The organism is Tardiphaga sp. 841_E9_N1_2, assembly GCF_051811065.1.
Taxonomy (GTDB): Bacteria; Pseudomonadota; Alphaproteobacteria; order Rhizobiales; family Xanthobacteraceae; genus Tardiphaga; species Tardiphaga robiniae.
On the sequence record NZ_JBPWQC010000003.1, the window covers coordinates 15516 to 32175 of the forward strand.

Sequence of the window (16660 nt, forward strand, 5' to 3'; positions counted from 1 at the left end):
TGAAGTTGGATCGCGCGAAGCACGCCGGTCAGTCGTACATCCGTGACCAAGTGGAACAGGCCGAAGCGGCTGCGATGTCATACGTCATCGCAGCCAGCCTATATGCCGCAGCCGGTGTTTTCCTGATCGCGGCACTTCTGGTCGGCGTCACCGCATTATTCCGGTGGATCGAACTTCGTTACGGCTTGTTCCAAGCTTTCGGGGCGATGGGCGGGTTGTTGATCGTCATTACTGTTCTGTGCGCACTGTTCGCCATCTATCGGATAAAGCGGCCTGCGAAACGCATCACGCCCCTTGCAAGCCGATTGCGGGTTGCGATTGGCACTCTGCCCTCTGGGGATGACGCCGTGCCAGGTACGGCAATCTCTGCTGTTCGGCCGCCCGGCGCTGGCAAACAAAGCGGCTCTAGCTTGACGGCCCTCCTGATTGCATCGTCCTTGTTAGGCTGGGCGCTCGTGCGTCGCAAAACTAATCACCCACTCTGAACGCGTTTCTCACAGGCCGCGGCGTTCATCTTTTCGCGCACAGCAACGTGCTTCGGCAACGTAGCCATCGACACAAAGGCAACCATGAACGATTTACAACTTTTCAGTCTGCTCGGACGTGCTACTGCCGAAGTATGGGGCGATCTTCCCCGGGAATTTGCAGGAAGCCATATTCGAATTGGCAACCCGGAACGCGCCTGAACTCAGAACGGACTTGGCAACCTATCTTCACGATCGTCATCCCAGGACGCAGCACCCGCCACGTCCCAGCGTAGTGTAACCGGGACGGGCCCTTTTCACGCAGTTGGATAGAACCGCCGTTCACGTCGATGATAGACATCCGCCGCGGGGGGGTCTGAAACGCCTTAGTTGTAACGTGTTCTGCCACCGAAATCATAATCCGACGAAAAGGTCGTAAACGCGCCCGCCCGTAGGGAATTGCTGTGGATTATCGGCGGCCTACTTCCCATTACCTTACCATCCACATGCCAATCCCTTATGACGCCATGAGCGTTCGCGCCTCTACAACGCGCATGTACTGGCTGATAGCTCTGTTCGAAAGCAGCAGGCGGCTTCTCACGCCCCGCCGTATCATCTCCTCGATGGAATCCGCCAATATGCGGCTGCAGAAGCGACCGTCATCAATCTTATCCGCACGCTCCAGATAGTCCCAGGCGATCTGGACCGATTCCTCCATGAGAACCGAACGCTGTGGCGGGGAAGATATCTCTTGCATGGCCGATAAAGAGCAATAATTCCGATTTGTTCCGCCCTGCGGCGCCGTGTCATTGGAACAGGACAGTGGATGGTCCGTTACCCGGCTATTCCAGTTATTCGGAGAGAAGCATGGTCCAGACTGCTAAAGACATCTACATCGTCGGACTTCGCAACGCTCACGCCATGGAGGTTCAGGCCCGAGAGCTGATGGAGCGTCAGTCGGAGCGCACGAACGACTATCCCGACGTCAAGATGATGCTGACGAAGCATGTGACGGAGACCAAGGATCAGCTCGCTCGTTTAGAGCGTTGCCTCACGGCGTGCGGGGAAGATTCATCTTCGCTTAAGGACAAGGCACAGTCATTGGTCGCCAACGTCACCGCCCTCTTCCATTCCGCAGCCGACGACGAGATCCTCAAGAACACGTTCGCCAATAACGCTTTTGAGAACTTTGAAATCGCGGCCTACAAGTCCCTCATCACTTTGGCAGAGGCGGCCGGATGCAACGGTGACACACAGCTTTTAAGGCTGTCGCTTGCCGAAGAGCAGAAGATGGCGGACTGGGTTGACGCAAACGTCGAGAAGGTGACTACCGCATATCTTCGGCACGCAACCCTTTAAGGAGCGCACATGAAATACGTCGAAAAGAACGATCCGCGAGAGACACCCAAGGACGATCCGCGGGAAAAGACTGACTGGGCGCCTTATCCGCAGAGCAAAGAGCCCTGGAAACAGAACGCCCAGAACACCACGGATCCTAGCCTGCCGGATACCCCCAAGCCTGATCTTGAAAAGTGGCACCGAACAAATACGCACTGAAGGGGCTGAGGCCTGACACCGACTCTGACTTCCCTACGTCTCAACCGAGAGATGCCTTGAGCTCTAAAGTGGATTGCATTGTCATTGGAGGAGGCCCGGCCGGCTTGACGGCGGCTATCTACTTGGCTCGTTATCATAGGCGAGTGACAGTGATTGACGCAGGCGAAAGCCGGGCGATGCTCATTCCCGAGAGCCATAATTATCCGGGCTTTCCTGACGGGATATCGGGAAAGCGGCTGCTGTCACAACTCGCAGCACAGGCACGGACGTATGGCGTCCCCATAATTTCGGCGTCAGTGAATGAATTGATCCAGATCGACTCCGGCTTTCGTGTGGTGCATGATCGGGGCTTCCTCGAGGCCCCTTACGTCCTGCTGGCAACAGGCATTGTGGATAAGCGTCCTCCGATCGAAGGCCACGCGGAAGCTGTTTCGAACGGCTTGCTGCGCTATTGCCCGGTTTGCGACGCCTTCGAAGCCACGGACAAAACGATCGCGGTCTTTGGAGACGGGCCGGAGGCGGCTGCCAAGGCCGACTTTCTCCGCACCTATTCCTCCGACGTAACCCTATTGCGGCCGGTCAGCGCGAGACCCGCACGAAGCGCCACGGGACCCGTCGCTGAGGCGGGTATCCATATTCGTGAAGCGATAGGGCCGCTGCGCAGGCGCGGTAACAAGTTGTGGGTGGATACACCTGAAGGGGCGTGTGACTTTGACGTGATCTATCCGTCAATGGGATGCGACGCAGGTTCGCAGATGGCAGTCAAGCTTGGCGCAGCCGTGACAGAAACAGGCTGCGTGAAAGTCGACGAACACCAACGGTCGACGGCCGAGGGATTATATGCGGCAGGCGACGTGGTCTCCGATCTTCACCAAATTGCGGTAGCAACAGGTCACGCCGCCATCGCCGCAACCCATATTCACAAATCGCTGCCGTTACGGCGGCGACTAGCGCGGGTCGAGCCGGCGCTAAACACCTCTGCTGCTAAGTGATATGCCACGCGAAATGTGCCTCATCGAAGTGTTTCTTCCATTGTCCTACAATGATGGAAAGAAAATAGAACAGTCAAAATTTGCTGACATCGAAGAGAACCTAATTTCCACGTTTGGTGGAGTCACCGTCTACGCACGGTCACCGGCCTTCGGGAGTTACGATGACGGGGAGCAAAGACAACGCGATGAGATCGTTGTCGTGGAAGTCATGACGGAGAAGTTCGATCGGGAGTGGTGGCTTAAGCTGCGTGAGGAGCTAGAGCGCGGCTTCGAGCAAAAGGAGATTCTAATTCGATTTTCCGGCATCTCACAGCTTTGACGTGCTCTCCCTCGCTAGGATCTTCGGACGGACCTCGCCAGCCGCGTCCTCGTGCTTGAAAGCGATTCCGGGTGTGCGCCCATTGCTTGTCTCCTCAGCCAGAGCAAAGGATATACACTCGTAAGGTTTGCCCACTGCGTGATAGGGGTGATTGGCGTTCTACGTATGCAGGGAAACCAATAAGCATTAGAGTGATCGAGGAAGGCGACGAGCGCTTTCTGCTGCAAACCTTCACCGATGGCACCGAAGAAAAAACGCCCATCGTGAAACTGCCAAGGAACCGCGGCCGGGCGCCATACCGCAAGGTCACGTTTGATAAGGCGAGAAAAAAAGGTTTTTAGTTGTGGGCGCAATTCGCCCCGCAATGCCCGTCCCGGAACACAGCCCTGCGAATTCCGTCATGGCGCAATGACTAAACAGCGGGACCGCGAACGAACCATTGAGCGAGCTCTTCTCAACGAGTGGCAGCGCAAGGACCAACGCCAGCGACAGAAACTGGAAACAGAAGTTCGTTCTGCGCTTGGGATAAGCGCCCCCGCCGGCCGCCACTGTGGCTCGATCAGGAAACTGACGGAGCGCTTGTTGCACGGGCTTAAGCAGCGAAGCGCGAATGTCGCTACGCACCTACAGCGAGCGCCGAGGGCGTGGTATAAGGACAGCCCGGCGTGAGGCCAACAGTGCCGACGCCGGGCCGGATGTTATAGATCTTCCTCAGCTTCGACGTTGACGACCGACTTGGCCAGCGCAGAGAGCGCGACGTCTGTTGCCTTCTCTTCCTTCAACGTCGCGTCGAGCAAGGAAACGGCCTCCTTAAGCCCAAGCTCTTTTGCCCACGTCGATAGCGTGCCGTAACGCGAAATCTCATAGTGCTCCACGGCCTGGGCCGAGGCAGCAAGCCCAGCGTCGAGAGCCGGCATACCTTTGTACTCCGCCATGATCTCTTCGCCTTCTTTGGTGATGCCCATGATAGCTTCACACTTTTTGGCGGTTGGCTTCTTGCCGAAAATCTTGAACACCGCTTCAAGGCGTTTGATTTGGCCTGCCGTTTCCTTCTGGTGCTTCAGAAAGGCAGCCTTCAACTGTTTGGATTCGGCAGCCTTCGCCATCTTTGGCAGCGTCGTCAGGATCTTCTTTTCGGCGAAGTACACATCCTTCAGCGTATCGTGAAAGAGGTCGGAAAGAAGCTTTGGCTTTTTGGCCATCATGAGTCTCCACGCAGGGGAAAGGAACGATCCTAGATCGCCGGGACAATCGGTCTCGCCGGCTTTTGTTCCACTATGGGAACTCAGCAGGCGAGTGCATTCGCGCGCAGCTGAACCTGCCGGCTTCCCTGCTGGTCCAATTCGCCCCTCTGACAAACCGGCAGCTGCGGATTGGCAGGGAACGGTCTGGACACGCATACGGGAACCAGGCTGGAGAGCCGCAGTTGATAGGGCCTGTCACCTAAGCGTCATTTTACAGGAGGTGCCATGCAGCCGGTCACGGTCACGCCCGCGACCTATGATCGCGATATCGCATCAGCGGTAGCGCAGCACGCAAACCCCGCTTTCGAGAAGGCAGCACAGACTCTGACGTGGGGTGCGGACGAACATATCCTCATCGCAGCCGCTGTAGCCTTTTGGCTCCTCTCGCGAAGAGGCAGCGAGCAGACCCGAACTGCCGGCACGCATCTTTTGGCGACGTCCGTTGTGACCGGCATCATGCCCCACGCTCTGAAGCACGTCTTCAATCAGCGTCGGCCGGATCGGCTGACGGTGATCGGTCATATCCATGGCATCCCGATATCCGGCCGCCCAAACGATGCGTTTCCGTCGGGGCACGCCGTTCATATGGGCGCTCTGGCGGGCGCGGCTTCGGCGTTCCCTAAGCCGTATCGAGAGCTCACCTGGAGCGCCGCGATCGGACTTTCGCTGACAAGGGTCGCCGTGCTCGCGCACTGGGGTAGCGATGTTGTGGCGGGCTTTGTCGGCGGATTTCTAGTCGAACGGCTCGTCAGGCGCTGGACGGGCTATGGTAGGGGTCGTGGGCATCATGACTGAGAGTGTCATCCGCTTCATCGTGGGCGGCGCCGTCGTCTCGGTCTTCGCCCTGATTGGCGACGTCTTGCGGCCCAAGTCTTTTGCGGGACTTTTTGGCGCCGCGCCTTCGGTTGCGTTGGTGTCATTGGCGCTCGCGACTTCGATCCACGGATCGGATTACGTGTCCATCCAGGCCATGTCGATGCTCAGCGGCGCAGCGGCCCTGCTCGCCTTCAGCTTCGCGACCTGCCATCTCCTTAAACGCACTCAATTATCCGCCGCGTTGGCGACTGTCCTGGCGCTACCTGTCTGGTTTGCGGTCGCTTTCGGCCTCTTTGCGGCGGTGAATCCATGATCGTGAGGGTGTCATTTTCGTCGCTGGGCGACAGTCGCTGGTACGAATATTTCGTACGGTTCCTGCTTGGTGGGACTGCGACAGTCATGACGGGACTCGTCGGACAATGGTGGGGCCCAGCCGTCGGCGGTCTCTTCTTGGCCTTTCCAGCCATGCTGTGCGCCAGCGCGACGCTGGTCCAGACCCACGAACGCCGGCGAAAAAAGGAAGCCGGTTTGACGGGTGATCGGCGCGGCGCGGACGCCGCAGCACTCGATGCCGCCGGAGCTGCACTTGGCAGCGTCGGGCTGATGGCATTCGCTGCGGTTGTCCTTCGCACCAACGCGCCCGCGCCGTGGAGCAGTCTGGCTCTAGCATCGCTTGCCTGGGCGGTGGCGGCCGCCTGTTGTTGGTGGATCTACAAGCGATCTAGCAAAGCTCGGAGTTGAGCATGGGAGAACTCCGCTCGGACATCGACGGAAATCGGACGGTCCATCTGTGTCTGGACATGCAGCGTCTGTTCGGACCGGAAGGACCTTGGCCGACGCCGTGGCTGGAGCGCGTCATGCCAGCGGTAATCCACCTTGTCGAGCGCGCTCCCTCCCAGACCGTGTTTACCCGGTTCATTCCGCCGGTAACGCCGGATGAGGCGAACGGGATGTGGCGAAGCTATTTCCGCAAGTGGCGTTCGGTGACGCGCGAAGTTGTCGATCCCCACCTTCTCGATCTCATGGAGCCTCTGCAGCGCCACGTCCCGCCCGCGGTCGTTTTCGACAAGTCGGCCTATTCCGCATTTTCGAACTCGGGACTGCATGGTTTTTTACGGGCGCGCGGCATCGACACCCTGATCATTACCGGCGCAGAGACCGACGTCTGCGTACTTTCCACAATTCTCAGTGCAGTCGATCTGGGTTATCGCATCATCGTCGCAAAGGATGGGCTTTGCAGTTCGGCGGACGAGACGCACGATGCACTGCTGGGGCTCTACGCCAGGCGGTTCGATCTGCAGATCGAGTTGGCCGACTGCGCCGAGATACTAGCTTGCTGGTCTCCACCCTCTTAGCTCTTCGCGGAGCCCGGTTCGGCCATCTTGCGATGCTGGCCGGCTAGAAGCCCCGCCGGAAGCAAGTTCGCAGCTGCGGACTGAACCTTGTTCTTGATGCCGCTGACAACATCGCCGGTACCGCTCATCATCGCTTCGAAACCGTCTGCAGCAACCTTCGCTGGATCGTCTTTTTCTGTCGTCCCCACATCGGTATCCAGCATATCGGCACGCCGGAAAAATTCTGTGTCGGTCGCGCCGGGCATCAGGCAGGTGACGGTGACCTTGGTGCCTTTCAACTCCTCCCGCAACGCGAAGGCGAATGAGTTCAGAAAGGCCTTGGTACCGTTATACACCGCCTGGAAGCTCCCGGGGATGAAGCCCGCGATTGAACCGGTAATGAGGATCCTGCCGGCGTTGCGACGGCGCATGTCATTGCCGATCTTCTGGATCAGATAGACCGTGCCGGTGATATTGGTGTCGATAACGCGCTTGGCCTTCGCAAATTCCTGATCCAGGAAGGCGCGACCAAGCCCGCGCCCGGCATTTGCCAGAAGCGCGTCGACCGAGCGGCCATTCACAACGTGATAGAGCGCGTCTACGCCATATGTGGTCGCAAGGTCGGCATTGAGCGCCTCCACGCTTGCTCCGCCTCCGCGAAGGAGCGCAGCGGCATCCTCGATGGCGGGCTCATCAGCGACGATCAGAAGGTCGAACCCTTCTTTGGCGCAGCGCTTGGCCAGTTCCAATCCGATGCCGGTCGAAGCCCCGGTGACGATAGCAAATGGTCGGGTAGCGGACATTGGGAGCTCCTGTTCGGGTGTCGTTCGTCCAACCCGATTCTTTAAAGCATGTTCCTGCTTCGATGGAACGTGAATGCTTTTCCAACCTTGTGTTGGCAGATCAACGGAAGGATCACCGATGAAAGCGCTCACCTGGCACGGCAAGAACGACATACGCTGCGAGAGTGTACCGGATCCCAAGATCCAACATGGCCAGGACGCGATCATCAAGGTGACCGCCTGTGCAATCTGCGGTTCCGACTTACACATCTTCGATGGCGTAATCCCTTCGATGGAGCGCGGCGACATCCTCGGGCATGAGACGATGGGAGAAGTTGTGGAGGTCGGCGCCGACAACAGGAAGCTCAAAGTGGGCGATCGCGTCGTGGTACCGTTTACGATCTCCTGCGGCGAATGTTTCTTCTGCACGCGCGGCTTCTACTCGGGCTGCGAGCGCTCGAATCCCAACGCCGAGAAGGCCTCGAAGCTGTGGGGACATTCTCCCGCCGGGCTGTTTGGCTACTCCCATCTACTCGGCGGCTATTCCGGCGGCCAAGCGGAATACCTTCGCGTCCCATATGCAGATGTCGGTCCCATCAAGGTGCCCGCTCATTTGACCGACGATCAGGTGTTGTTCCTTTCGGACATATTCCCGACCGGTTACATGGCTGCCGAATTCTGCAACCTGAAAGGCGGCGAGACGGTCGCCATCTGGGGCTGCGGACCGGTAGGGCAGTTTGCCATTCGCAGCGCCTTCATGCTGGGCGCGGAGCGCGTTATCGCTATCGATACGGTTCCAGAGCGAATGGAGATGGCGCGTGAAGCGGGCGCTGTCATCATCGATTTCCGGAACGAGGACGTTTACGACCGTATCCAAATGCTAACTGGTGGCCGAGGCGCCGACGCGTGCATTGATGCTGTCGGAACCGAGCCGGACACGATGTCTGGCTTCGACGCAGTGATCGACCGAGTGAAGGTAGCGACCTTTATGGGGACTGATCGGCCGCATGTGCTGCGCCAGGCAATCCATTGCTGCCGCAACTTCGGCACCGTGTCGATCGTCGGCGTGTATGGCGGCTTCGTCGACAAGATCCCAATGGGATCCGCTATCAACCGCGGCCTGACGTTCCGGATGGCGCAGACACCGGTGCAGCACTATCTTCCGATCCTGCTCGAGCGGATCGAGAAGGGCGAGATCGATCCCTCTTTCGTCATCACGCATAGCGCAAAGCTTGAAGACGGCCCCGAGCTCTACAAGACTTTCCGGTCCAAAAAGGACGGCTGTATCAAAGTGGTGATGAAGCCCTGATCGGCATGTCGATGACATTCGAAGGGATCTTGCCATGGATCGGCGGTCTTGCGGCTTTGCTGACATCGCTGTCGTACGTTCCGCAGGTCAGGAAAGCCCTGCCGCAAGGCGCGACGGAGGACCTGTCCTTGAAGACACTCGGAATTCTCACCGCAGGCCTCTCCGTCTGGATCCTATATGGCGTCCTGAGAGGTGATTGGGTGATCGTGTTGGGAAATGGGATAGGTGCAGCGCTCACAGCCACCGTGCTGTACTGTAAGATCCGCGACGTTCGCGCCTGATCTGAACGTCGCATCCTCGCACAGCCCATTCTGGCCCGCATCATTGGCCAGCCTTCGCCGCCGAAGAAATCAGCCTGGCCTTACCGCCGAGGCGCAAAGCCGCTTATGTTTCATCTCGCCGATACCGCTCGGCAACGATCTCGTCGCCGCGGCGAACGGCGGCCCTATCGCGATAGCGATATTGAAGTGCGCCGTAGATTAGAGCCGTGAGCAATACTAAGGCGCCGATCCCGTATAAAATCTCCTAGCCCATTGTGCCTTACCCCTAATTGGTTTTGCCACCTAACGCTGTCTTGTTGCCCGCGTCTCGGCTTGGAGCGGTCACCCGCACTTCGTGCCCTTGCCGGATCGCAAGCGATGCCGCGGCAACGGCGGCCTCAAATGCCGCCTCCTTGGTCTCGAAAGTTCCTTCAACGTTTCCGTCGTGACGAACGCCCCAGCTTGCGCCGCTTTCAATCACGTCATACGCAGCCAATCCCATCATGATTCTCCTGCTACTTCTTCTTATTTAGGTTTTGCGCCATTTCGAGATGATGCTGCAGGTGCGGCAGGGTCGTGCCGGCCCAATCCTTCAACTTTGGATCCTCGCCGCCCTTAGCATAGCGCTCGAACAGTGAAACCGCATCCTTGTGCGCGCTGACCTGCATGGAGTCGAAGTCAGACGAGAAATCTTCCGCCTTCGCGTTCTTCAGCTTATCGACCTTTTTCTGAGATGCCTCATCGAGGCCGGCCGGGATAGTGGCTTTTACACCGCCCGCGACAAGCGCCTTAAGCTCGGTGGACGTCTTTGTATGATCTGTGATCATCTGTGCGGAAAACGTCTTCTCCGCCGCGTTTCCACGTTCCTGGCCGATCTTGCTCGCGGCAATCTCTGTCATATCGCTGATTGCGGCCTCCTTGACAAAGTCGGCAGTAGTCGGAGCGACGCCGAGTACAGAATTTACGCCGGTTCTTTCTCCGACGGATTGAGCGGATGCGGCAGAGCACACAGCTACTGAAACCACTGCAGCGAGGAGTGAAATTCTGTTCATATCGTTTCCATTCTTATGGCCATGAAAGCCATAAAATGCGGCGTTACGGAAAGAGTTCCGCATGGCTATTAGCTGGCTCGGTTGAGACCTTGGCATCCGGGCTTTCCGGGTGCGCTCGACTACCCCAGAGACAACTGCGGACGTGCGATCGGGATTGGAAGACCGGTACGACCGTACGTAATCGCAAACGCGTGCAGACACGTGCAACGCACGCGTTCGCGTGTACCGCTTGCGAGGTGATCTACTGGTGAAATACCAGGGGCTGCGACCCCGTGTAATGCGAAAAACCGGGCTTACGGTCCCTACACCCGGGGGGTCTCCTCGCCAGCAAAACCTGCTCACTTGCCCTGCCCGCCAGCGCTGCGACAACGGGCAGAAGCCGGCGCGCATGCGAGGCGCCTTCAGGCCGACCGATGCGCATTGATGGGCCTTCTTTCACCCTGCCCTCGCCTACTTCAGCGGCACACACAGTTAATCAGGACTCTGATGCTGAACAGGGCGAACCACCACCCGCACGACACTGGGCTGCTCGGCTTGCCACTCATCGAGCAGCGGCACACCGAATTGGGCGGTGATGTAGTTAGCTGTGAACCTTTTTGGCGCCGCCAAGGTCACGATATCCGCCCTTTCGTCAACAAAGCTCAGCTTCATGATCCAGGCGGCACACTTATCGTCGCCGAGCCGCACCCGGAGACGCGACACCACGGCGGCCAGTAAGGGGTGCATGTCGGGCCGCTCGAAGGGATCGGAGCGAACAACGGGCACAGCTGTGTCTGGTGTGTCTAGCTGCTTTAGTTGGTCAGATTGCCCGTCGTCTTCCATAACGCGCACTAGTCCTTCGATTAGCTTGGCCAGCAATCTCGCATCGGCATCATCGACCTTGCGCAGTGTGTCCGCCAAGCGAAACAGACGGTCCGTTGAAATGCTGCCTGTCATGAGACCCTCCCGGCCAACAGCTCAAGCCGAACCTTTGCCAAGCCTTGTTCAGACAGTCTGCCCGATCGCTGCTGAGCGGTAAGCTGGTCAATCCTGCTGGGGCTAAGTTCCCAGAGTATTCCCCAACCACGCGCGACATCGCCTTCGCCAAGCCGGCTGGCGACTTGCGATTGCAGCTCCTGGGTTCCGAGAGGCGGTGAAGTTGAAGGGGGTCGCGCGCGCGCAGCAGTAGAGCTCGCTGTAAGAAAAGAAGGTTTAGTATGATCAGTATTTAGTGTCTTCATTTCTTTATATGCAGCCGCCTTACCCGGCGCCGGGGCAGCCGGAGCCGGTTTTTCAGGCTGCGGTAGAAAGCGCACCGGTTGTGTGACGAGATCGGCATCGCCATCATCAATGTCCGTTACCGGTTCTGCCTCGTCGCGCACGACGTACTCGAGCGCGACGATGACGCCACTTTCATTACGGACAACTTCCCGGGTGACGTAGCCGGCAGCAATTAGCGAGCGGAAGATCCGCTGCATGCGATCTTTGCCGACGTTCATCACCTCACCGACCTGCGAAAGACTCACATCCCAGGTGGGCGGGCGCGACAGCAGGTAACCTAGAACGCCCTTCTCGTCTGCACCGATCCGACGGTCTTCCCAGACCGCGTTCGGAAACGTTGCGTAGCGAGAATTGTGTCTTCTTCTGATAATTGTCATCGACGTTCGTTCCGGTCGAGCGCCTCGGGAAACGACGGCTCGCAGCGCGCAAGCATGCATGAAGCCGTGAACGTTCTAAAATAGACAGGCTCAGCCTCTGGTGATCTCGTCCTGTCGTCCACCGACCGTCGCGGTCGACGCCCCCACCCTAGGATCTGAGCTTGCTTGAAGTAGCGGTGACCGCAGATCCGGGTCGGATGAGGAAAGCCGAGCGCTTGATCCTCACCCAAAGGGGCCACGGTTGGGCCGTTTTGATCGTAACTCCTCCCCATCGCCCGTGCGGAGAGCATATTGTTCGTCGCTGGTGCCATCGTCCATTCTCGTCGTGACTGACTGTGAGTCGGACGATGGCCCATCCAGCGCCTTGGCGGACAGAGGAAATGATGGAGATATATTGGAGGAGAATGGAGAGGAATGGAGGCTATTAGAGAGCTGCGCTCCGCCGATACAGTCTGTAGCGGTCACGAATCCGCCTTCTCATGCCATCGTCCGATTTACCGACCAGACGTGAGGGATCCCTCCTCAAAATTTCATTGACGGCGCCATCGCACGACACGGCCGCGCCTGCGTCAATCATTTCAATGACCTCCTTGAGCGTCTTTGTATCGGCGACATAGTACAAACCCGTTCCCTTCCGGCGCCCAACCTGCTCTGTCTGGCTCGGCAACGCCTTCGGCGCGTTTGCGCCTTCATCAATGACGAGCCGCGGCCAGATCTCGAAGATGTGCGCCTCGGAAACCACGATCCCAGACATGTCGATGGTGGGATGCAAAACTGCACGTGCAGCCAAACGCTTCTCGCTCTCCCCCCACCTGCCGTACTCCTTTGGCTTCATCTCTTGATTTCGCGAGGCCGCGGACTCGTGCCAGACGATGGTCAGCTGCTCCCAAAGCGCGGGTTCAATTTCGTAGTTTTGCCTGGCGACGGGGACGGGAGGCGGCCAAAAACTTTTCAGCTCGAAAGGACTGTGAGGAACATAGTGGTACGGAACAGCTCGATAACTCGCTGCAAGCGAGGCTATTTTGCCGGCGGCTAGAGCGTCACGGAGCGCCGTTTGAGCCAATTTCGAGGAATGCCGATAAGCGACGACATGCTCCAACGCTTCGCGCAAACTGATCCAACGAGGGGGAACCAAAGGCGCATTCACTTATTTCTACTGCCGTCTAACTGTTGACACGATGTAAGACGATAGCTTACAACGCATCGCATGATCAAGTCGTTTCGCAGCAAGAGCTTGGCGGATTTCTGGGAAAAGGAGAAATCGGCAAAGATCGATAAAAGGATGCAGGAACGCATTCTGAGGCGGCTCGATCGTCTTGAAGAAGCTTCGGCTCCGGACGACATGAATCTCGTCGGCTTCGACTTCCACCCGCTAAAGGGAAAGCCGCAGCGCTATTCTGTTCACGTCAACGGACCTTGGTGCATCACCTTCGAGCTTGAAAAAGGCGACGCCTACCGCGTGGATTTTGAGCAGTATCATTGAAATGAGGGTCGGTGTCCTGCTGCCCATCGGCCCAGGGAATTAAATTAGGCCGCAGGCAAACGCTGGAGAGCGAAAATGAGTGAATACGCCGCCAAGCGCAGCACGAATCGCTGCCCCTCGCATCCTGGCGCGCTGTTGCGCGAAGATGTGATCCCGGCCACCCGCCGCACCAAGACCGAAATCGCGGAGCTGCTTGGCATTTCCCGGCAGCACCTTCATGACATCCTCAGTGAGAAGAAGCCGCTTTCGCCGGAAATCGCCGTCCGCGTCGCCAAGTTGTTTGGGGGCGGTGCCGGCACGTGGGTTCGTATGCAGGGGGCGTATGACACCTGGCACGCTGAACGCTCCGTTGATGTCAGCAAAATCAAGCTTCTGCAGTCCGCGTGAGCATCTCAGTTTCGACTCACGTTTGTTCACCGCTCGATTGATTGAGAGCCCGCTTGCGGAAACTGTTCCGGAAAGGAACGGTTTTGAACGACGTCATCGCTGAGTGCTATACCCACCCATACGGATTGCATTGTCTGCTGCTCGACAGACCGATGCCGGACCCTTTGATATTGAACGGTCCCCGTCCGCGATCCACAACACCAATCGGCCGTTTTGCTCTTAAACGTGATCGTGACGTAGCTGTCGAAGCCCCTGTGCACGGTGTCAGGGCGTCGTTAAGATCCGTCTTCGGAACCCGTCGTGCGGCGTGTAGTCCTCGCCGAGGACAATCAGCCGCCGACTAAAAAACCCCCGGGAGGGCATTCCCGGGGGCTTTGGAGGTTTACATCCGATCGCGATCCCGCAACCGGTAACAGCAAGCTTAGATGAGTGAAGAACGTTTTCGCAATAACTTATTTTGTCACATAACTGGAATATCTAAAGCAAAAACCCCCGGCAGTTTCCTGCCGGGGGTCTTTGTTTCAAAGACTGGCCGTCGTGAGACGATCAGAATTAGAAGGAGCGCAGGATCTGCACCGAACCGTTGTAGAGGTTCTGGTCGGCGGTATTGAAGATCGTACCGGCCGGCTTGCCCGACACGCCAGTAGCAAGCGTGGTGTAGGTGCCGTTCAGGTTCTGATCGAGGCGGCTGTAGGTGAACTGTGCCGACAGGGTCAGGTTCTGAACCGGGGTCCAGGCGGTACGGGTACCGATCTGGGCGAGACCCAGGTCGAAGTTGCCGGTGCCGGCGAACACGCCTGCACGAGCGGCGCCTGCGGCCGACGAGTTGAAGCCCGGACCACCAGTGGTCAGGCCCTGGAAGGAGGCCATCATCAGGTCATTGCCGGAGCCGTACGAGATATGGCTGTAGTTGCCAAACAGCGAGGTGCGCCAAGCCGGGTTCCAGTAGTGCTCGTAGAAAGCGCTAACTTCCCAAGCAGAGCTCTGGATGACCTGGCCGTTGGTGGAGTAAACGCCGTCGAGCACGTAACCGAAGCCGAGGCTGTTACCATCAACCTTCGCATAGCGGCCGCCACCCGAGGTGTCGGTCGTGCCACCGAAGACGTACTTGGCTGCGCCCTTGCCGTACGATGCTTCGATCTTCAAGCTATCGCCTGCGCCGGTGGGCAGGTTCTTGAATTCGACCGCACCGGTAACTGCGAAGCCGTAGCTGTCGTCAGCGTGACCGAGCTGCTCGTTCGCACCCGAGTAAAGGCCCGGGGTGATGGCGTGCATTGCTGCGCCGAAGTGCAAGGTGCCCCAAGCCTGATCGAGGCGGATGTTGCCGACGATGTCAGGAATGTGGTTGCCGCCGTAGGAGTTACCCAGGAAGGTGTTCGAGGCCGAACCGTAGAACGCGCCTGTGAACGAAGATGCGCCCGGGCCGACGATGAACGAGTTGGTGTTCCAGAGACCGGCGTTGCGGTAGGGCGATGCGTTTTCGATCGAGATCGTGCCCGACACGCCGTTACCGAACGAAGCGGTATAAGCGAGCTGCGGGATACCGGTCGCGTTGTTCGAACCAGCGTTGAAGCCCGACGAGATGTACGGCTTGGCGAGCGCCCACTGGGGATCGAACTGCGAGACGGCCTTACCGAAGGTGAAGCCGGCGAACTGGATGAACGCGTAGTCGACTTCGGTGTAACCGCCAGCGATCGATTCACGATCCTGGAGGAAGTCGAACTGGATGTTCGCGTAGGTACGAACCACGCCGTATTCGGTCGCGGTGCGGGTGTCCGTCGTCAAGTTGACGCGTTCACGGGTCGAGAAGTAGTTCTTGGTCCAGAGATTGTTGCCGCCGGCACCACCCTGCCAGAACGGAACGTCGTAGGTGCTGCCGTTGAACGCAACGTCCAAACGGATCGCGCCGCCGATCTTGATGCAGGTGTCGGTGCCCGGGATGTAGTAGAAGCCTGCGCCGTAGAGCGAGCAGATCTTCACGTATTCCACCGCCTTGGCCTTCACCGGAAGATCGGCTGCCTGGGCTCCGCCGATGGCGAGCAAACCTGCCGCCGAGCCGAGAATAAGGCCCTTAATCGTTGTCATGTTAAACCTCCAAGTTGTCCAAAAGGGAAGGTTCCGGATCTGCCAGGCGCGAACGCCCGAAGATTTAGTCCCCCAAGTCCCCAAACTAACCGCCGAGCACTTCGCGCTTCGGAAACCCGCGTACGCGAGGTACTAAGCGAACCACTGACGGAGCGAGTCGGGCGAGCCCCATCGCTGGAACAACAATGCATGAGCAAATCACATTAGCAAAATACTTTGCCGCCTCACTTGATCGGAAGTTAAGCATCGTTGCATTCCGGCAACACACGATTTTGTGAGCGGACGCAGCAAGTACTTGATATTGATGAGATTTTTACGCGGTGGAGATTCAGTAATATGGCAAGGGTGTGATGGAACCTGCCTCAATGTTCGATGGAAAGACGCCTCAGGCGCTAATTGACGCCCTGGAATCGATAAGTCGGCTGCTAGGTGAGACCCAAGAGTTCTGGGCAAAACCGATGGGCATAACCGTACCGCAATGGTCGATTTTAGCAGCCATCAAGGCACTCGACGAAGGCGCCGGGATACGGGTGGCAGAAGTGGCGCGTCGAGTGCGCGTCGACCCCTCATTCGTCACAGCCCAGACAAAACTGCTGGAGAAGGAAAACCTCGTTCACCGTCGGCAGTCCAAGGAAGATGGACGCGTCATGCTGATGTCACTCACCGAACTTGCATCAAAAGGTATGATGGCTGTCGAGCAACGGCAGTCTTCGCTTAACGCTTTTCTGTTTGCAGACTTCGAAGCGCGCGAACTTGAAACCCTTCTCACTGCTCTAAGGCGCTTGGAGAAGCGGTACGGAAAGGCTCCCCTTGTTTTAGCGCTGGATGATTGACGTCGCGCCCCGCTCGTCGCCTGTTGATGCACAAAAAGCGGCGACGACGCGCGTCATGTAGAGATGCTGTGTCAATAGTCGGCGTAACTGCAAAAGCCACGCTTAG

At 58.1% G+C, this 16660-nt stretch carries 23 protein-coding genes; 15 read left to right on the forward strand and 8 right to left on the reverse strand.

What is annotated here, in order from left to right; all coding sequences use genetic code 11:
- The first annotated feature begins 74 nt into the window (after positions 1-74).
- From AB8A50_RS30305 to AB8A50_RS30330, 6 genes are all read left to right on the forward strand, one after another.
- The gene (locus tag AB8A50_RS30305; protein WP_439067007.1) at positions 75-485 is read left to right on the forward strand and encodes a phage holin family protein; all 411 of its coding nucleotides are present in this window, start codon (positions 75-77) and stop codon (positions 483-485) included.
- Positions 486-1331: 846 nt separating this feature from the next.
- Complete coding sequence (locus AB8A50_RS30310) at positions 1332-1823, forward strand: ferritin-like domain-containing protein (RefSeq protein WP_439067006.1); 492 nt, start codon at positions 1332-1334, stop codon at positions 1821-1823.
- A gap of 9 nt (positions 1824-1832) precedes the next feature.
- The gene (locus AB8A50_RS30315) at positions 1833-2021 is read left to right on the forward strand and encodes a hypothetical protein (protein WP_439067005.1); all 189 of its coding nucleotides are present in this window, start codon (positions 1833-1835) and stop codon (positions 2019-2021) included.
- A gap of 68 nt (positions 2022-2089) precedes the next feature.
- Positions 2090-3013 carry an NAD(P)/FAD-dependent oxidoreductase gene (locus AB8A50_RS30320; RefSeq protein ID WP_439080107.1) on the forward strand — a complete coding sequence of 308 codons (924 nt, stop codon included), beginning with the start codon at positions 2090-2092 and terminating at the stop codon, positions 3011-3013.
- A 13-nt stretch (positions 3014-3026) separates the two neighbouring features.
- Positions 3027-3332, forward strand: coding sequence for a hypothetical protein (locus AB8A50_RS30325; RefSeq protein ID WP_439067004.1), 306 nt, complete (start codon positions 3027-3029; stop codon positions 3330-3332).
- A gap of 191 nt (positions 3333-3523) precedes the next feature.
- Complete coding sequence (locus AB8A50_RS30330) at positions 3524-3673, forward strand: hypothetical protein (protein WP_439067003.1); 150 nt, start codon at positions 3524-3526, stop codon at positions 3671-3673.
- A gap of 357 nt (positions 3674-4030) precedes the next feature.
- Here the strand turns inward: AB8A50_RS30330 and AB8A50_RS30335 are convergent, their stop codons facing one another.
- The gene (locus AB8A50_RS30335; protein WP_439067002.1) at positions 4031-4534 is read right to left on the reverse strand and encodes a YciE/YciF ferroxidase family protein; all 504 of its coding nucleotides are present in this window, start codon (positions 4532-4534) and stop codon (positions 4031-4033) included.
- A gap of 267 nt (positions 4535-4801) precedes the next feature.
- On the opposite strand from AB8A50_RS30335, the gene AB8A50_RS30340 reads away from it, so the two are divergent.
- Genes AB8A50_RS30340 through AB8A50_RS30355 form a run of 4 tightly spaced genes read left to right on the forward strand, consistent with a single transcriptional unit; the run spans position 4802 to position 6747 of the window.
- Positions 4802-5371, forward strand: coding sequence for a phosphatase PAP2 family protein (locus AB8A50_RS30340; protein WP_439067001.1), 570 nt, complete (start codon positions 4802-4804; stop codon positions 5369-5371).
- Complete coding sequence (locus tag AB8A50_RS30345; RefSeq protein ID WP_439067014.1) at positions 5364-5705, forward strand: DUF3147 family protein; 342 nt, start codon at positions 5364-5366, stop codon at positions 5703-5705. The genes AB8A50_RS30340 and AB8A50_RS30345 overlap by 8 nt, the downstream gene beginning before the upstream one ends.
- Complete coding sequence (locus tag AB8A50_RS30350; RefSeq protein WP_439067000.1) at positions 5702-6133, forward strand: DUF3147 family protein; 432 nt, start codon at positions 5702-5704, stop codon at positions 6131-6133. The genes AB8A50_RS30345 and AB8A50_RS30350 overlap by 4 nt, the downstream gene beginning before the upstream one ends.
- A 2-nt stretch (positions 6134-6135) precedes the next feature.
- Entirely contained in the window at positions 6136-6747 is a 612-nt protein-coding gene (locus tag AB8A50_RS30355; protein ID WP_439066999.1) for a cysteine hydrolase family protein, read from the forward strand.
- On the opposite strand, the gene AB8A50_RS30360 is transcribed toward AB8A50_RS30355, so the two are convergent.
- Positions 6744-7529, reverse strand: a complete 786-nt coding sequence (locus tag AB8A50_RS30360) for an SDR family NAD(P)-dependent oxidoreductase (protein WP_439067013.1) — start codon at positions 7527-7529, stop codon at positions 6744-6746. The two genes, AB8A50_RS30355 and AB8A50_RS30360, sit on opposite strands and share 4 nt — an antisense overlap.
- A 118-nt stretch (positions 7530-7647) precedes the next feature.
- Here AB8A50_RS30360 and AB8A50_RS30365 point away from each other — a divergent pair, with 118 nt between their 5' ends.
- On the forward strand, positions 7648-8817 hold the full coding sequence (locus AB8A50_RS30365; RefSeq protein WP_439066998.1) for a zinc-dependent alcohol dehydrogenase: 1170 nt from the start codon (positions 7648-7650) through the stop codon (positions 8815-8817).
- 5 nt (positions 8818-8822) lie between these two features.
- On the forward strand, positions 8823-9098 hold the full coding sequence (locus AB8A50_RS30370; protein ID WP_439080100.1) for a SemiSWEET family sugar transporter: 276 nt from the start codon (positions 8823-8825) through the stop codon (positions 9096-9098).
- A 265-nt stretch (positions 9099-9363) separates the two neighbouring features.
- On the opposite strand, the gene AB8A50_RS30375 is transcribed toward AB8A50_RS30370, so the two are convergent.
- From AB8A50_RS30375 to AB8A50_RS30395, 5 genes are all read right to left on the reverse strand, one after another.
- Positions 9364-9579 carry a DUF2188 domain-containing protein gene (locus AB8A50_RS30375; protein WP_439067012.1) on the reverse strand — a complete coding sequence of 72 codons (216 nt, stop codon included), beginning with the start codon at positions 9577-9579 and terminating at the stop codon, positions 9364-9366.
- Between the two features lie 13 nt (positions 9580-9592).
- Positions 9593-10129, reverse strand: a complete 537-nt coding sequence (locus AB8A50_RS30380; protein WP_439066996.1) for a DUF4142 domain-containing protein — start codon at positions 10127-10129, stop codon at positions 9593-9595.
- Between the two features lie 471 nt (positions 10130-10600).
- Positions 10601-11065, reverse strand: a complete 465-nt coding sequence (locus AB8A50_RS30385) for a DnaA N-terminal domain-containing protein (RefSeq protein ID WP_439066995.1) — start codon at positions 11063-11065, stop codon at positions 10601-10603.
- Positions 11062-11766 (reverse strand): hypothetical protein, encoded by a 705-nt coding sequence (locus AB8A50_RS30390; RefSeq protein ID WP_439066994.1) that lies wholly within the window; start codon positions 11764-11766, stop codon positions 11062-11064. The genes AB8A50_RS30385 and AB8A50_RS30390 overlap by 4 nt, the downstream gene beginning before the upstream one ends.
- Before the next feature lie 424 nt (positions 11767-12190).
- On the reverse strand, positions 12191-12913 hold the full coding sequence (locus tag AB8A50_RS30395) for a hypothetical protein (protein ID WP_439080101.1): 723 nt from the start codon (positions 12911-12913) through the stop codon (positions 12191-12193).
- Between the two features lie 60 nt (positions 12914-12973).
- Between AB8A50_RS30395 and AB8A50_RS30400 the strand changes: the two genes are divergently transcribed.
- Positions 12974-13249 carry a type II toxin-antitoxin system RelE/ParE family toxin gene (locus AB8A50_RS30400; RefSeq protein WP_439066992.1) on the forward strand — a complete coding sequence of 92 codons (276 nt, stop codon included), beginning with the start codon at positions 12974-12976 and terminating at the stop codon, positions 13247-13249.
- Positions 13250-13324: 75 nt separating this feature from the next.
- Positions 13325-13636 carry a HigA family addiction module antitoxin gene (locus AB8A50_RS30405; protein ID WP_439080102.1) on the forward strand — a complete coding sequence of 104 codons (312 nt, stop codon included), beginning with the start codon at positions 13325-13327 and terminating at the stop codon, positions 13634-13636.
- A 552-nt stretch (positions 13637-14188) separates the two neighbouring features.
- Here AB8A50_RS30405 and AB8A50_RS30410 read toward each other — a convergent pair.
- Positions 14189-15721, reverse strand: coding sequence for a porin (locus tag AB8A50_RS30410; RefSeq protein ID WP_439066990.1), 1533 nt, complete (start codon positions 15719-15721; stop codon positions 14189-14191).
- A gap of 365 nt (positions 15722-16086) precedes the next feature.
- Here AB8A50_RS30410 and AB8A50_RS30415 point away from each other — a divergent pair, with 365 nt between their 5' ends.
- Complete coding sequence (locus tag AB8A50_RS30415; RefSeq protein ID WP_439066989.1) at positions 16087-16554, forward strand: MarR family winged helix-turn-helix transcriptional regulator; 468 nt, start codon at positions 16087-16089, stop codon at positions 16552-16554.
- Positions 16555-16660: the final 106 nt, after the last annotated feature.

What these genes read in the sequence shown, in the direction of transcription:
- AB8A50_RS30305 (WP_439067007.1), top strand. Translation starts at nt 75, where the DNA reads ATGTCATACGTCATCGCAGCCAGCCTATATGCCGCAGCCGGTGTTTTC.
- AB8A50_RS30310 (WP_439067006.1), top strand. Translation starts at nt 1,332, where the DNA reads ATGGTCCAGACTGCTAAAGACATCTACATCGTCGGACTTCGCAACGCT.
- AB8A50_RS30315 (WP_439067005.1), top strand. Translation starts at nt 1,833, where the DNA reads ATGAAATACGTCGAAAAGAACGATCCGCGAGAGACACCCAAGGACGAT.
- AB8A50_RS30325 (WP_439067004.1), top strand. Translation starts at nt 3,027, where the DNA reads ATGTGCCTCATCGAAGTGTTTCTTCCATTGTCCTACAATGATGGAAAG.
- AB8A50_RS30335 (WP_439067002.1), bottom strand. Translation starts at nt 4,534, where the DNA reads ATGGCCAAAAAGCCAAAGCTTCTTTCCGACCTCTTTCACGATACGCTG.
- AB8A50_RS30340 (WP_439067001.1), top strand. Translation starts at nt 4,802, where the DNA reads ATGCAGCCGGTCACGGTCACGCCCGCGACCTATGATCGCGATATCGCA.
- AB8A50_RS30345 (WP_439067014.1), top strand. Translation starts at nt 5,364, where the DNA reads ATGACTGAGAGTGTCATCCGCTTCATCGTGGGCGGCGCCGTCGTCTCG.
- AB8A50_RS30350 (WP_439067000.1), top strand. Translation starts at nt 5,702, where the DNA reads ATGATCGTGAGGGTGTCATTTTCGTCGCTGGGCGACAGTCGCTGGTAC.
- AB8A50_RS30355 (WP_439066999.1), top strand. Translation starts at nt 6,136, where the DNA reads ATGGGAGAACTCCGCTCGGACATCGACGGAAATCGGACGGTCCATCTG.
- AB8A50_RS30360 (WP_439067013.1), bottom strand. Translation starts at nt 7,529, where the DNA reads ATGTCCGCTACCCGACCATTTGCTATCGTCACCGGGGCTTCGACCGGC.
- AB8A50_RS30365 (WP_439066998.1), top strand. Translation starts at nt 7,648, where the DNA reads ATGAAAGCGCTCACCTGGCACGGCAAGAACGACATACGCTGCGAGAGT.
- AB8A50_RS30370 (WP_439080100.1), top strand. Translation starts at nt 8,823, where the DNA reads ATGTCGATGACATTCGAAGGGATCTTGCCATGGATCGGCGGTCTTGCG.
- AB8A50_RS30375 (WP_439067012.1), bottom strand. Translation starts at nt 9,579, where the DNA reads ATGGGATTGGCTGCGTATGACGTGATTGAAAGCGGCGCAAGCTGGGGC.
- AB8A50_RS30380 (WP_439066996.1), bottom strand. Translation starts at nt 10,129, where the DNA reads ATGAACAGAATTTCACTCCTCGCTGCAGTGGTTTCAGTAGCTGTGTGC.
- AB8A50_RS30385 (WP_439066995.1), bottom strand. Translation starts at nt 11,065, where the DNA reads ATGACAGGCAGCATTTCAACGGACCGTCTGTTTCGCTTGGCGGACACA.
- AB8A50_RS30390 (WP_439066994.1), bottom strand. Translation starts at nt 11,766, where the DNA reads ATGACAATTATCAGAAGAAGACACAATTCTCGCTACGCAACGTTTCCG.
- AB8A50_RS30400 (WP_439066992.1), top strand. Translation starts at nt 12,974, where the DNA reads ATGATCAAGTCGTTTCGCAGCAAGAGCTTGGCGGATTTCTGGGAAAAG.
- AB8A50_RS30405 (WP_439080102.1), top strand. Translation starts at nt 13,325, where the DNA reads ATGAGTGAATACGCCGCCAAGCGCAGCACGAATCGCTGCCCCTCGCAT.
- AB8A50_RS30410 (WP_439066990.1), bottom strand. Translation starts at nt 15,721, where the DNA reads ATGACAACGATTAAGGGCCTTATTCTCGGCTCGGCGGCAGGTTTGCTC.
- AB8A50_RS30415 (WP_439066989.1), top strand. Translation starts at nt 16,087, where the DNA reads ATGTTCGATGGAAAGACGCCTCAGGCGCTAATTGACGCCCTGGAATCG.